The sequence below is a fragment of the Paenibacillus sp. J53TS2 genome (assembly GCF_018403305.1).
Lineage (GTDB): Bacteria > Bacillota > Bacilli > Paenibacillales > Paenibacillaceae > Fontibacillus > Fontibacillus rhizolycopersici.
Genome location: NZ_BOSK01000006.1, coordinates 120,687 through 133,510, shown reverse-complemented (window position 1 = coordinate 133,510; position 12,824 = coordinate 120,687). Strand labels below are relative to the sequence as shown.

The 12,824-nt window shown below is 51.5% G+C and carries 11 protein-coding genes and 2 riboswitches; of the genes, 3 read left to right on the top strand and 8 right to left on the bottom strand.

All coding sequences use genetic code 11. The annotated features are described in order from the left end of the window. Positions 1 to 121: 121 nt before the first annotated feature. The gene (locus KJS42_RS14735) at positions 122 to 1,033 is read left to right on the top strand and encodes a LysR family transcriptional regulator (RefSeq protein ID WP_213623287.1); all 912 of its coding nucleotides are present in this window, start codon (positions 122 to 124) and stop codon (positions 1,031 to 1,033) included. A gap of 54 nt (positions 1,034 to 1,087) precedes the next feature. On the opposite strand, the gene KJS42_RS14730 is transcribed toward KJS42_RS14735, so the two are convergent. From KJS42_RS14730 to KJS42_RS14720, 3 genes are read right to left on the bottom strand one after another with little or no spacing between them, the layout of a single operon-like run. Beyond that, on the bottom strand, positions 1,088 to 2,368 hold the full coding sequence (locus KJS42_RS14730; protein ID WP_213623286.1) for an ArsB/NhaD family transporter: 1,281 nt from the start codon (positions 2,366 to 2,368) through the stop codon (positions 1,088 to 1,090). 31 nt (positions 2,369 to 2,399) lie between these two features. Further along, positions 2,400 to 3,062 (bottom strand): potassium channel family protein, encoded by a 663-nt coding sequence (locus KJS42_RS14725; protein ID WP_155606203.1) that lies wholly within the window; start codon positions 3,060 to 3,062, stop codon positions 2,400 to 2,402. A 16-nt stretch (positions 3,063 to 3,078) separates the two neighbouring features. Beyond that, positions 3,079 to 4,422, bottom strand: coding sequence for a TrkH family potassium uptake protein (locus KJS42_RS14720; protein ID WP_213623285.1), 1,344 nt, complete (start codon positions 4,420 to 4,422; stop codon positions 3,079 to 3,081). A 66-nt stretch (positions 4,423 to 4,488) separates the two neighbouring features. Further along, positions 4,489 to 4,658, bottom strand: a riboswitch (cyclic di-AMP (ydaO/yuaA leader). A 350-nt stretch (positions 4,659 to 5,008) separates the two neighbouring features. Between KJS42_RS14720 and KJS42_RS14715 the strand changes: the two genes are divergently transcribed. Continuing rightward, on the top strand, positions 5,009 to 6,721 hold the full coding sequence (locus tag KJS42_RS14715; protein ID WP_483311280.1) for a CPBP family intramembrane glutamic endopeptidase: 1,713 nt from the start codon (positions 5,009 to 5,011) through the stop codon (positions 6,719 to 6,721). Here the strand turns inward: KJS42_RS14715 and uvrC are convergent. Further along, positions 6,681 to 8,498, bottom strand: coding sequence for an excinuclease ABC subunit UvrC (gene uvrC, locus KJS42_RS14710; protein ID WP_213623387.1), 1,818 nt, complete (start codon positions 8,496 to 8,498; stop codon positions 6,681 to 6,683). The genes KJS42_RS14715 and uvrC overlap by 41 nt on opposite strands. Before the next feature lie 144 nt (positions 8,499 to 8,642). After that, positions 8,643 to 8,960, bottom strand: coding sequence for a thioredoxin (gene trxA, locus KJS42_RS14705; protein WP_193417388.1), 318 nt, complete (start codon positions 8,958 to 8,960; stop codon positions 8,643 to 8,645). A gap of 267 nt (positions 8,961 to 9,227) precedes the next feature. Between trxA and KJS42_RS14700 the strand changes: the two genes are divergently transcribed. Beyond that, positions 9,228 to 9,383, top strand: coding sequence for a YqzM family protein (locus KJS42_RS14700; protein ID WP_155606199.1), 156 nt, complete (start codon positions 9,228 to 9,230; stop codon positions 9,381 to 9,383). A 100-nt stretch (positions 9,384 to 9,483) separates the two neighbouring features. Here the strand turns inward: KJS42_RS14700 and dnaI are convergent, their stop codons facing one another. From dnaI to KJS42_RS14685, 3 genes are all read right to left on the bottom strand, one after another. Continuing rightward, entirely contained in the window at positions 9,484 to 10,437 is a 954-nt protein-coding gene (gene dnaI, locus KJS42_RS14695; protein ID WP_193417387.1) for a primosomal protein DnaI, read from the bottom strand. 35 nt (positions 10,438 to 10,472) lie between these two features. Next, positions 10,473 to 12,020, bottom strand: a complete 1,548-nt coding sequence (locus KJS42_RS14690) for a DnaD domain protein (RefSeq protein WP_193417386.1) — start codon at positions 12,018 to 12,020, stop codon at positions 10,473 to 10,475. A gap of 209 nt (positions 12,021 to 12,229) precedes the next feature. Then, complete coding sequence (locus KJS42_RS14685) at positions 12,230 to 12,403, bottom strand: anti-repressor SinI family protein (protein WP_155606197.1); 174 nt, start codon at positions 12,401 to 12,403, stop codon at positions 12,230 to 12,232. Positions 12,404 to 12,442: 39 nt separating this feature from the next. Continuing rightward, positions 12,443 to 12,527, bottom strand: a riboswitch (cyclic di-GMP riboswitch). Positions 12,528 to 12,824 lie beyond the last annotated feature (297 nt).

Genomic DNA, 12,824 nt, shown 5'->3' with positions numbered 1-12,824 from the left:
TTCATGTTACTCCTTTTTATCTTATAATGGAATTGCAATATATTTATTAATCATTATAACGAATTCACATATGCGTGCCTGTCGAATCATGTCATTCGCCCAGAAAAAGGAGGTCACCCCCATGCTGGAAGAACTGCTGGTGTTCACCACCGTTGTAGAGCAATCCAGTTTGAACAAAGCATCCAAGCTGCTGAACCTGTCCCAGCCGGCCCTCTCACGGAAAATTGCCAAATTGGAAGAAGAGTGGGGGGTCTCCCTGTTTCATCGCAAAGGAAAGAGGCTCGAGCTCACCCGGGTTGGCCAGGAGGCTTACCAATACGCGCTGGAGCAGCGCCAACGCCATCAGAATTTCCTGCAGTCGGTATCCCGCTTCAAAGCGGCCGAGCGCCGTATCGTGACATTGGGCGCCAGTTTGACGACGATCCAAACCACGCTCCCGCCCCTCGTGACCGCGCTGATGGAGAAGTTTCCGGACATCGAGTTGAAGCTCGTCACCGGCAAAACTCACGAAATCGTCTCTTACGTCCGCGACAAAAAGGTAGATATCGGCGTCGTCGCCTCTATGGTGAACGAGACCGGCCTGAAATGCCTGCCTTTATTTAAGGACCACCTCGAGCTGGTCGTGCCCAAGGGGCATGCGCTGGCCGCTGCCGGGCAGAAACGCCGCCTCGTGATGGACGATTTGAACGGTCGGCCGATGATCGTCTTTTCCAAAGGGACTTGGTACCGCAGGCTGATCGACGACTTGTTTGGCCGCTACAGCATCCTGCCCGACATCCGTATGGAGATCGATTCATTTGAAGCGATCGTGCGCCTTCTGCCGATTTGCAAAGCGGCTGCCCTGCTGCCTAAATCGTACCTGCGCATGCCACTGCTGCGGGATAACGGCTTGCTCACCGTGCCGATTCCCGAGCTGGCTCAGACACGCCGCGAAACCTGCCTTGTCTACGGCGACAAATCGGAGCTGACGAGCGAAACGAAGGAATGGATCTCGCAAATCCGCGAAACCCTCGTCAAGGAACTGCCGCTTTAACAAAAAAAGCTGCCGCTCCTCCAGGTAAGACCCGGAACAGCAACAGCTTGTCTGCTAAATAAAATATCGAAGATAGATATAAACGCTGGAGATCAGGATGGTGACAACCATCAATGGAAGCCCATATTTCAAATATTGGACAAAGCGGATAGGTTCCCCCTCCTTCGCGGACATCCCGGCTGCAATCAAATTAGCGCTGGCGCCGATCAGGGTCCCGTTACCGCCCAAGCAAGCTCCCAGGGCCAAGCTCCACCAAAGCGGCTCCAGATTGCTGATCCCCAAGCTTCCCATATCCTGAATCATCGGAATCATCGTCGCGACCAGCGGGATATTGTCGATAAAGGCCGATGCAATAGCGCTCAACCACAGGATCAGCATCGAGGTGGACAACGGGTTGCCTCCGGTCAAATGCATCACCCATTCAGCCACCAGCGTGATAATCCCCGTGTCAACCAAACCGCCAACCAAGACGAACAGACCGACAAAGAAAAAGATGGTTGGCCATTCCACGGAACGGAAGGCTCTTTCCATCACGTGTTCGCCGGTCATAAGCAACAGTAGCGATGCACCAGCCAGTGCGATAGTTGCGGTTTCTAGGTGAGTGTATTGATGCAGAAAGAATCCGAGCAAAGTCAGCCCCAGGGCAATCAGGCACTTGACTAGCAGCTTTTTCTCCGTGATCAACCCCTCCAGGCTGATCTCCATCATACGGTGACGATTGGCCGAGGCTTCCTTCAGTTGCTTGCGGAAAATTAGGATCACGAGCGGCAAAATGACCGCCAGAATCATTAAGGCGACCGGCGCCAAATTTTCCAAGAAAGCAACGAAAGTCAGCTCCTTCACGGCGCTGCCGATCATAATGTTGGGAGGATCCCCGATCAATGTAGCGGTGCCGCCGATATTCGTCGCGATAATCATAGAGAAAAGGTAAGGGAAGGAATGTACCCTCAACCGACGAGTGATGCTAAATGCCACGGGGACCATCAGGATAATGGTTGTCACGTTATCTAAAAAAGCCGATCCCACTGCAGTGATGAGCGCAAGAAGCCACAAAATGGTGATAGGATTCCCTTTGGCCAATTTGGCGGTCCAGATCCCAATATAGGAGAACAATCCCGTCTCGGCCGTTGTATTGACGATAATCATCATTCCGATCAACAGCCCCAGTGTGTTGAAGTCGATATGATGTACCGCGCTCTCTTGATCAAGAATGCCCAGCATGATCATCAGAGCCGCGCCAGACATCGCCAGCAAGGTTCGATGAACCTTCTCCGAAATAATGAGTGCGTAGGTTAGTAAAAAAATGCCTAATGCCCAAATCGCCTGTTGTTCCATGTTCTTCTCCCGTCCAATGCCAAACTTCTCTTTATTGGTTTAGTATGGTCTCGAACTGCTCGATATTCTTCTTCGCTCCGATAATTACCATGATATCGCCTTCCGTCAGCTGATCCATGGCAGTTGGTGCCACAAGGATACTGCCATCGCGGTGGATCGCCACGATACTGCAGCCGAAGCGTGCCCGCGGGTTGATGTCGCCTAGGCTTTTTTGGTTCAGACAAGCAGGGACGTTCATCTCTACGATGCTGTATTCTTTCGACAGTTCGATATAGTCCAGCAGATTGGGTGTGACCAGTTGATGAGCGACACGAATCCCCATATCCCTTTCGGGGAAAATGATCCGGTCCACGCCCAGCTTTTCAAGGGCACGGCCGTGCAACACGGAAATCGCCTTGGCAACAACGGTATGAATGCCCAGATCCTTTAGGAGGATAGCCGCCAGGATGCTGGTTTGAATATCATTGCCGATTGCGACGATGCCGCAATCGAAATTACGTACCCCCAGCGACTTCAATACCTCCTCATCCGTCGCATCCGCTACAACGGCATGCGTCAGGTGCTCACTCATTTCGTTGACCAGCTCTTCATTCCGATCAATACCCAGAACCTCGTACCCTTGGTCCATGAGCTCCAGCGCCAGACTGGAACCAAAGCGTCCCAACCCGATCACTACAAACTGCTGTGTCTTCATCGTCGTTTAATACCCCTTATCCAATAATAATTTTACCCTCTGGGTGGCGATATAAGTCTTTACCCTTTTTCGGTCCCAACGCATAGGCCAATGTCAGCATGCCCAGTCGCCCTGCAAACATCGTAAAAGAAATGATCACTTTCCCGACAAGCGTTAATTTGCCCGTTAACCCCATGGAAAGTCCTACGGTTCCGAAAGCAGAAGTCGATTCAAACAATATCGTTAAGAAACTGGCATCTTCCGTCGTGGATAACACCATCGCTACCGCGATCACAAGGAATAGAGCCAGCATCGCGATCGTGACCGCTTTAAAGATTCGCTCCTGAGCCAACCGATAACGGAACAGATCCAGGTCAGTCCGGCCGCGAATCATGGAGATGACCGCGCCAACCAAGATCGTAAACGTCGTCGTTTTAATACCGCCCCCTGTAGAGCTTGGCGATGCTCCGATAAACATCAGAATAATCATAAAGAATTGGCTCGCTTGCCGCATTGCACCGATGTCCAGCGTGTTCGCCCCCGCCGTTCTTGGGGTAACAGATTGAAAGAAAGAACTCCAAATCTTAGCTCCCCAATCCAACGACGCCAACGTCTTGGAATTGGTGAACTCGAAAATGAAGATGACCAACGTACCGATAAGGATTAAAGCGGTTGTTGTAGACAATACCACTTTCGAATGAAGAGATAGCTTTCGGTGTTTCCGGTAATCAATCAAATCGGAAAGAACAATAAAACCTAGCCCCCCGGAGATGATGAGTACCATAGACACTAAATTCATGACGGGATCCCCAACATACTGCGTTAGGCTGCGGAATTCCCCGAACAAATCGAATCCGGCATTGTTGAACAAGGATACGGCGTGAAAAAGACCAAAATAGGCAGCTTTTCCGAACGGCATATCCACAGCTAACCGCAGAGAGAAGATGACTGCAGCAATGCTTTCAATGATCACCGAGTACATAAGGACCTTACGAATCAACCGGACGATGCCCTCCATGGTGTTTTGGTTCATGGCCTCCTGCAGAATGAGGCGGTCTTTCAGCGAGATTTTCCGCTTAAACACAAGCGAAAACAACGTGGCCATCGTCATGAAGCCCAAGCCCCCCACCTGGATAAGCAACATAATGACGATCTGCCCAAAGGTGGAAAAGTAAGTCCCTGTATCAACCACGACCAGCCCCGTCACGCATGTGGCAGAGGTAGCCGTGAATACCGCGTCTACAATAGACAGCGATTCTCCACTTTTACTGGAGATCGGCAACATAAGCAGCAACGCACCCAGCAAAATGATGAGCGCAAACCCGATGACCAAGATTTGCGGGGGAGAAAGGCTTATTTTCTTAAAATGCAACTTGTTCACCTCATCGTTGTTATGAAAAAAGCACAAAAGAAAAAAGCACTGGAAATCCAATGCCTTTCGGTGTTTGGTTCCTGCTGCACAGGCCTACGAGGTTAGCTGACGGATTCGGGCATGCACAGTTGCCCTATTCGCTGACACTTCCGCCGCTTCCTAGCCGGCTGCGCGAAGTTCTGCGAAATTCACCCCAAAAGATACGGTTCCCCCGTTTTCATTACGAAATTCGGCCGAGTTTCTTTTCAATTGTTTTCATTCATTTTTTCGTCAAATGGATTATATCCCTTATTTCCTTCCGCTACAAAGCTCTATTTTCATGAAAAAGAACAAAAAAGGGCGAAATGAAGGGGTAGAGGGATAAACTTCGCCTCGTATCTGAGCGATGCGAAGGCTTGCCGGAGTTATTGCCGTTTCTCGTCAATTTTGCCTCGCGTCTGGCGCAGGGGGGGCAGCTGTGTTATCTTTACTTTGACGTACTTGGGGGGAAATCATACCTCATCTATATAAAGAGTACGTGTTCAAAAAGTGAATTTTACCAAATAAAAAAGGAGTTTTGCGAGTGAGTTCCTCTTTGAAACCAACTGGCCGCAGGATGAAAACGAAGAATCTGTGGTTGCTGGCCGCTCTCGGATTCATTGTGTTTATCGCCGTTCAGTTGTTCCCAAGCACCGACTCGGAATCGCTGCAGCTGCAGCAAGCGGATGAGGTCATCAGTAAAACGAAAGCAGCGGCCAGCGCAGCTGAGTTCGCCGGGTCTGTCTTAAACCTGAATCTGTCTGAACCTATGAAGGATAAAGCCTTAATTACATACGAAACACGTTCCGATTTGTTTGGTTATTTGACCAAATCCGATCTTCTGGCCCCTTACTTAAAAACATATGAAAAGAAGTTTCCTTATGACGTGTTCCGCGTCCGTTATAACGATCCCACCGAAGCGCTAAGCGCTGTGACCGTCGATGTCCACATGACGACCGGCCAAGTCGTCGGCTTTGAGGAGATCGCTTCCTCCAGCAACGCCAACAAGCAGTTGATGCTTGATTTGGGCTCGGAAACCACCGATTCCATGAAGGCTTGGGAAGGCGATTTGACGTTAGCGGAGAAAGAACAGTTGGCGTTGCCTTTCCTGAACGCCTTTGGCTATAAAGCCAGCGATCTGGAGCTAGCCTCTGGCGAAGGGGATATCGGCCTTCAATATCTGATCAAAGGCTTCGCGTTAGGCGATTCGCAAGCGCAAATCAAGCTGAGTTACGAATACGGCGCCGTGTCCTCGATGGAGAGCTATTTTACCGTGCCGCAGGCGCACACGGACTACGTAGCCGGGCAAACAAAACTCGCCAATTGGCTCACGTATGCCGGTTACGCCCTGTTGACCTTCGTGCTGGCGATCCTTGCCATCGTATACAGCGCGATGACGCGGGCCCATACCTCGTTTAAACGCGGGATCTTCCTGGCAGCGGTCTACTTCGTGTTATCCACGTTGGGTACGATCAACATGATGCCGGTCTTTCAAAAAGACGGTCTCGAATCCGGCGTGCTCATTTTCGGCTTCTTCTTCCAGGGACTGGTTACGTTGTTCCTCGCCGCTTCCGTGTATTTCTCGCTGGTGGGCGGCGACGGACTGTGGCGGAAGAACGGGATTAACCTGTGGCCGCGGTCGCGGGAGGAAGGGTACGGCCGTTATGTGCTGACCTCGATGGCTGACGGCTACGCCTGGGCGTTAATCCTGCTGGGAGCCCAATCCGTCGTCTTCTTCATTCTGGAACGTACGATTCATACGTGGTCGACAACGGATGCCACACAATCGCCGTACAATATGGTGTATCCGTTGCTGCTGCCGCTGCTCGCATGGGTAGCAGGGATTGGAGAAGAAGCGGTTTATCGCTTGTTCGGGATCCCGATGCTGAAGAAAATGTTCCGCAGCACCTTCATCGCCAGCCTGTTATCGACCTTGATCTGGGCGTTCGGCCACACGTTGTATCCGATTTATCCGGTGATTTCTCGCCCTATCGAGTTGACCTTTATCGGATTGTTGTTCAGCTTCGTGTTCTTGCGTTACGGCTTCGCCGCCGTCGTCTTCTCGCACGTCGTCTTTGACAGCATTCTAATGTCGCTGAGCCTGATGTTTATGGGCGGAGCGCTGAACATCAGCGCCGGAATATTCTATATCGCCCTGCCGGCGATCGTAGCTTATGTCATTTACCTGTTCAACCCGCCGAGTAAGGAACGGAAGACCCCGCAGCAGCAGCAAAAAGAGGAGCCGTATTTCACGACTCCTCTGGCGGATCCTCGTCCCGAAGGGCACTGATAATCTCGTGGGCTAATTTTTCCCCGATAGAGAGAGGCCGAAAGTCTTCGACGGAGGCCTCTTTTATTTTTTTCAACGACCCAAAATGCTTTAGCAGTGCCTTCCGGCGTTTCTCCCCGATCCCCGGGATCGCATCCAGTCGCGAAGTGACCATCGACTTGGCCCGCTGTTCGCGGTGGAACGAAATGGCGAAGCGGTGCACCTCGTCCTGAATCCGCTGCAGCAAGTAGAACTCCTGGCTGTCGCGCGGCAGATAAACCGGCTCCGGCGGATCAAAAGCCATGAGCTGCGCCGTTTTGTGCTTGGCGTCTTTGACGAGACCGCACACCGGGATGAACAGCCCCAGCTCGTTCTCTAGCACGTCGGTCGCTGCGGAAATCTGCCCTTTGCCCCCGTCGACCACGATCAGGTCGGGACGCGGCAGGTTCTCCTTTAGCACTCGCTCGTAACGGCGGCGGATAACTTCGCGCATCGTCTCGTAATCGTCCGGTCCTTGCACGGTTTTTACTTTATATTTGCGATATTCTTTCTTGGCCGGTTTGCCGTCAATGAACACCACCATTGCCGAGACCGGGTTCGTCCCCTGGATGTTGGAGTTATCAAACGCTTCGATGCGCGACACCGACTCCAGCCCGATCGCCTTGCCGAGGTTCTCCGCGGCCTTCGACGTCCGTTCCTCGTCCCGTTCAATCAGGCGGAACTTCTCGTCCAGCGAGACGCGCGCGTTCTCCTCGGCCATCTTGGTCATCTGCCGCTTCAAACCGCGTTGCGGCACCAACGTCTTGACGCCAAGCCACTCCTGCAGGGCGGTCGGGGCATCAATCGCAGTCGGATCGTCTTGATCCTCCGGCTGCTCCGGCAGCAGGATCTCTTGGGGCAGTGCCGGATTATCGCTGTAATACTGGGTCACATAGGACATGAAATCGCCGTAGGCATCCCCGTAGAACGGAAAGACCGACGCATGCCGCTCGATCATTTTCCCCTGGCGCATGTATAGAATCTGCACGCACATCCAGCCCTTATCCACAGCGTAACCAAATACGTCGCGATCCTTCGCGTCGTTCACCGTAATCTTCTGCTTCTCCATCAGCGCATCGATATTGATGATTTGGTCGCGTAATTCCTTCGCCCGCTCAAATTGCAACTCTTCGGCCGCCTCGTGCATTTTACGTTGCAGCTCTTTTTTGATCTCCTCATGCCCTCCGCTAAGGAACGAGGTGATTTCCTGGATCATCGTCTCGTACGTTTCCTTCGCCACCTCCTGCACGCAAGGCGCCAGGCACTGGCCGATGTGATAATACAGGCACACTTCCTTAGGCATCACGTTGCATTTGCGCAGCGGATACATGCGATCGAGCAGCTTCTTCGTCTGCTGAGCCGCGTACGCGTTGGGATACGGTCCGAAATATTTCGCTTTATCTTTAAGCACCCGCCGGGTAACTTCCAGCCGGGGATGCGGTTCATTCGTTATTTTAATATAAGGAAAAGTTTTGTCGTCCTTCAGCAGGATATTAAACCGCGGATGATATTCCTTGATCAGGTTACACTCCAGAATGAGCGCCTCCATGTTACTTCCGGTCACGATGTACTCGAAATCTCGGATCTCGGACACGAGCAGTTGGGTTTTTCCGTTATGACTGCCCGTAAAATAGGAACGAACCCGGTTCTTCAGCACTTTGGCTTTCCCGACGTAAATGATCGTACCTTCCTTGTTCTTCATCAGGTAACAACCCGGGGAATCGGGTAGCAGCGCCAGCTTGTGTTGGATTCGCTCCATCGCTTTCTCATAACTAGGCGTTTCGTTAGTGGGTGCGTCCAAGCTTCCTCCTCCTTTCTCCTCTCCATGTTAACGCAGAAAACGCCCCCGGCCCAAACCGGAGGCGTCATCCAAGGCGTCAAGCGACGCGCCTGATCGTCTGGATTATTGATGTTTAGAGATCAGGTTCTTCAACGTGTCCTTCGAGTTCAACCCGACGATTTTATCGACAGGTTGACCGTCTTTGAACAAGATGAGTGTAGGAATGCTCATTACGCCGAAACGGGATGCCGTTTCCGGATTGTCATCCACGTTCAGCTTGGCGATCTTCACCGAGTCGCCTACTTCCGAAGAGAGCTCCTCCAGAATCGGAGCGATCATTTTACAAGGACCGCACCATGGAGCCCAAAAATCAACAAGAACCGGACCTTGCCCTTCGATTTCCGCGTTGAAGGACTGATCGGATACATTCACGATAGCCATGATAACTTCCTCCTTATTGGGGTTGCCCGTCCCGTACAAAAAAACGAGTTCCCGAGCAACTGGATAGTTGGACAAAAATGATGCAGACAGCCTGGAAAACAGCTGCCGAACCAATTATACCATACACCACTGAAAAAAAGAAAGTGCATGATAACGCCTTCTTTACAAAGTGAAAAGGGTTTGGTTATACTAAGAATAACCTGAAAACGGATTGTCTATGACATCTTTCATTGACGAGACGATTATTTCCTGAGGAGGCCCGTCGCCATGGATGCTAACACGCATGCGAACGATCCGCGGCAGCACATCAACGAAGAACCCCGCAACGATTTGTTTGATTTGATGAACGGCTTTTTTGGCATGTTGACATTGATGGCCGTGATTTTCTTCGGTATGGTCATCATTAAATTTATCGCCAGTTAAGCTGATTTGGCGGTAACAAGACCGCGAAACGAACGAAAGAGCCGGGCGTTTCCCTTCCAAGGGAAGCCCGGCTCTTTTTTCTCTGCCGTGAATGACACCTCTACGCCCGTCCTCGTTTATTCGTCCCGTTCACCTGCACGACATCGACGAATGGGGCAATCCGGTCCATTAACCGTTGGCCTTTATGCCGCTCTTCCCCATCCTTGCTCGTAAAGCTCAAATGCTTCTCCAGCGCGTTCAAGGAATAATTCGAGGTATAGAACGTCGGTTTACGGTTCATCCGGTAATTCAGGATCGCGCCCATCACATGGTCACGCGCCCACGGATTTAAGTTCTCTGCGCCGATATCGTCAAAGATCAGCAGGTCGACCTGCTTCATCATTTCCACGGTATCCCGCAGCTTATCGCTGTCTTGCAGCATGCTTTTCAGATCTTCCACGAATTCCGGCATATAGACGATAGCTCCAGAATACCCTTCCTTCGCCAGCTCGTGCAGTAAATAACACATCAAGAATGTCTTGCCTGTGCCAAATGGACCTTCCAGATACAGTCCTTTCGTTTGAAGGCCAGACTCCTTCGTAACTTCAATGTAGCGAAATAATTGTCCGACGGCTGGAGCCCTCAGGCTATCCTTGGCCATAATTTCGACCGCATTGTACCCTTCCTCCAGCGCACGCTCATCCACATAGAAACTGTGAATCCGCTTCTTGACGGACAATTCGCGCTCATACTGAAGTTGCTTCTGGCAAGGGACCTGCCGATCAACCAGCTGCGGGCTGCCGCCCACCTGTTCGACCGTCAATTTCGTGAAGTGGCCGGGGAAGTCGTTGGGGCAGTTCGCAAGTCCCGGGCAATTGGCACAGTGCTTGCTGTCGTTTACATATTGATAAAGCTTAGCCATTCCGCGCGTCAATTGTTCCTGTCCGAGCTCCGGATAACGATTTCGAAGTTCCAATACCAGAGGGTCATTAAATAGACGCGCAGTCAGCTCCTCCGAGCGTTGTTTTAATTGCGTATTTTTCATCTGCGTAAGTATTTCCCCAAGGGATTCCATCGCGGTGTTTCACCTTCCCCCAAGCCCGAACGGATTCAGACTTCTTTTTTATGCTTTCCGGACTGCATGCGTTCCGCCATCTTGATCAATTCGGCAAATTCCTCTTCGGACACGGCGGTTTCCGCGCCGGTTCGCTCCACAATCGGAATTTCCGGCTTCGGCTTGGCCCCGCGGCCCCCATAGGTCCGCGCACGCCCTCCACTGGAAGTGCTGCCAGCCGCTTTCTCCTTCACCTTCTCCTTCACCTTCGACTGGTCACGGATATATTGCACCGCCTGCTCATACGTACTGATCTGCTTCAGCAGCATGTTGGCGGCGATCGCGTCGATGAAGTTACGGTTAATCCGTTGCTCTCCGCCCGAGGTAAGCAGCGACATCAAATAATGAATAAGTACGTTGATCACTTCACCGGGCAGCTTATAGTTCAAGTCGATCTTCTCAAAGATATCCAGCAGATTGTCCGGAATCGTCCCCGGGAAGAACGTCTTGAGCAGCCGGGTATACGGCTCATTTCGAAGCATCATATTATATTGGTGAATATCGCACTTGCTTTGGAACTGCGGCGGTACCTCCACATAATACTCCATTTGCACCGCAACTTCTTCCGTTACATTCCCAGAGGAAGAAGCAACTGCTTTCGGCTCTTCCCCGCGCAGCGCGACGATTTTGCCGTAGGCGACCTCGCGCTCCTCCTGCCGCCGCTTCCCCTGCCGGAACTGCAGATTGGCGATGTGCTGGAGGGCATCCAGCAGAATAGCGCCGCCTGGATCGAAGACACCATCTTCATCCAATAGCCTGCATAGATCCTGGATGCTCAGCTCATATTTGCGAGCGACAAAATTGACCACGCCCATCCCTTCCGGATCAAACCGAAGCGCCTCAACGAATGCCCGATTCTTCGATTCTCGAGGGAACCGTAGGATGATATCGGCGTAATTGATCGCTTCCTCCTCCTCTAAGGCCAACTTGAGACCCGGCTGTCTGGCCATCGACGTCTCGGCGATGGCCTGCTCCAGCTCATAATCGATGGAATGCGTATTCAGCTCGAATATCTCATAGAACGGTACCGTTATATTTTCCTTGTTCAAGGCAAGTCCTGACCACGCCACCGGTTCCTCACGGAACAACTGCTCACGCAGAGACAATACGGCGAATTTGCCTATCTTGTCCCGCAGCAGCAGGGTCAGATGTTGGGTCCGGAAAAATTCGGCCGGCGCCAGCGGGGCTTGAAGCTCATATTCGTACATATAATCGTCGCTGTCCGGGACATACAGCCGGTTCGTCTGAAGAAGGCCAACCGCCTCGAGACGCGATGTTTGCTCGATCAGGAATTTCCGCCCTTTCTCGCTAGGATCTAGACCCAGGGTCAGAAACAGCTTCCGCTGCTGCTCCACGTCCGAATATCCGACCTGCTCCAGAGGAACCTGGTCCGCCAGCAGACGATAAAGCGAAATGGCAAACGCTCCTACCATCGGTTGATAGACCAACCCTAGCATCTTGCCATCGACGGGACTGAGACCGAAGTCACGGTATACGCAGTAACGGTGATTTTCGGTAAAATGCAGCATGTTGTTCATGCGCACGGCTTCATCGCTCCTTCCCTATCACGCACAAATAGACTTCCTCTATTTTAGCATAAAAGACGAAGTCCTGAATCGCCCCCACCTTACAAAAATCGCCCTTTTTCCGCTTGCTCCGCACCGGGACAACGATTTACGCCAGAATAGACAAAAAAAAAGAACCGCCCCTCTTCCGACCTGGGACGATCCCTTACTCCCTCTTCCTGCGCAATCTATTCGTTATGTACATGCCATTCTGCTAAATGCGATCGATCTCCGGCCAAAAAGCGCCGAACCTCGTCAATGGAAATTCCCGCCTCCTTGGCCGTGGCGAGCAAAACCACCCACTCCGGATCGACGTTACCGGGGTACCGATCATAAACAATAACCTGGGCGGACTTCTTCAACAACAATCTCCTCCTAAGATCATTATTTTGGTTTTGTCCCCAGGCAGTCCAGCCATCCTAGTATCACTACCTTAGATCTGAGACTTTGTGCCCCTGCTTTTCAACAGGTTTACCCTTAACTGGTGCTTTTGTTTTGGCCGTTGGATCACGGGCTCTTAAGTCAGCAAGCTTTCCTGGTACCTATTATAATGGCCTGGTTTTGAAAAGTATGTCACTCTGCGTAGTCCATCTAACCCGTTTTCATCGAAAAGGTTAGCTTATTTTGTTTGATCGCTAACGATCTTGTCATTTACGGCAAAAAAACAGCCGTCAGCTTGGAAACCAAGACTTTGTTCCTTATAGTGAACGGTTTCCTGTGAAATTTCACGCAAAATGGAGTTATTTAAAGAAAAATCGAGATAATCGTTCTTTATTGAGAACA

What these genes read in the sequence shown, in the direction of transcription:
- KJS42_RS14735 (WP_213623287.1), top strand. Translation starts at nt 122, where the DNA reads ATGCTGGAAGAACTGCTGGTGTTCACCACCGTTGTAGAGCAATCCAGT.
- trxA (WP_193417388.1), bottom strand. Translation starts at nt 8,960, where the DNA reads ATGGCTATCGTGAATGTATCCGATCAGTCCTTCAACGCGGAAATCGAA.
- KJS42_RS14730 (WP_213623286.1), bottom strand. Translation starts at nt 2,368, where the DNA reads ATGGAACAACAGGCGATTTGGGCATTAGGCATTTTTTTACTAACCTAC.
- KJS42_RS14725 (WP_155606203.1), bottom strand. Translation starts at nt 3,062, where the DNA reads ATGAAGACACAGCAGTTTGTAGTGATCGGGTTGGGACGCTTTGGTTCC.
- uvrC (WP_213623387.1), bottom strand. Translation starts at nt 8,498, where the DNA reads ATGGAGCGAATCCAACACAAGCTGGCGCTGCTACCCGATTCCCCGGGT.
- KJS42_RS14700 (WP_155606199.1), top strand. Translation starts at nt 9,228, where the DNA reads ATGGATGCTAACACGCATGCGAACGATCCGCGGCAGCACATCAACGAA.
- KJS42_RS14715 (WP_483311280.1), top strand. Translation starts at nt 5,009, where the DNA reads ATGAAAACGAAGAATCTGTGGTTGCTGGCCGCTCTCGGATTCATTGTG.
- dnaI (WP_193417387.1), bottom strand. Translation starts at nt 10,437, where the DNA reads ATGGAATCCCTTGGGGAAATACTTACGCAGATGAAAAATACGCAATTA.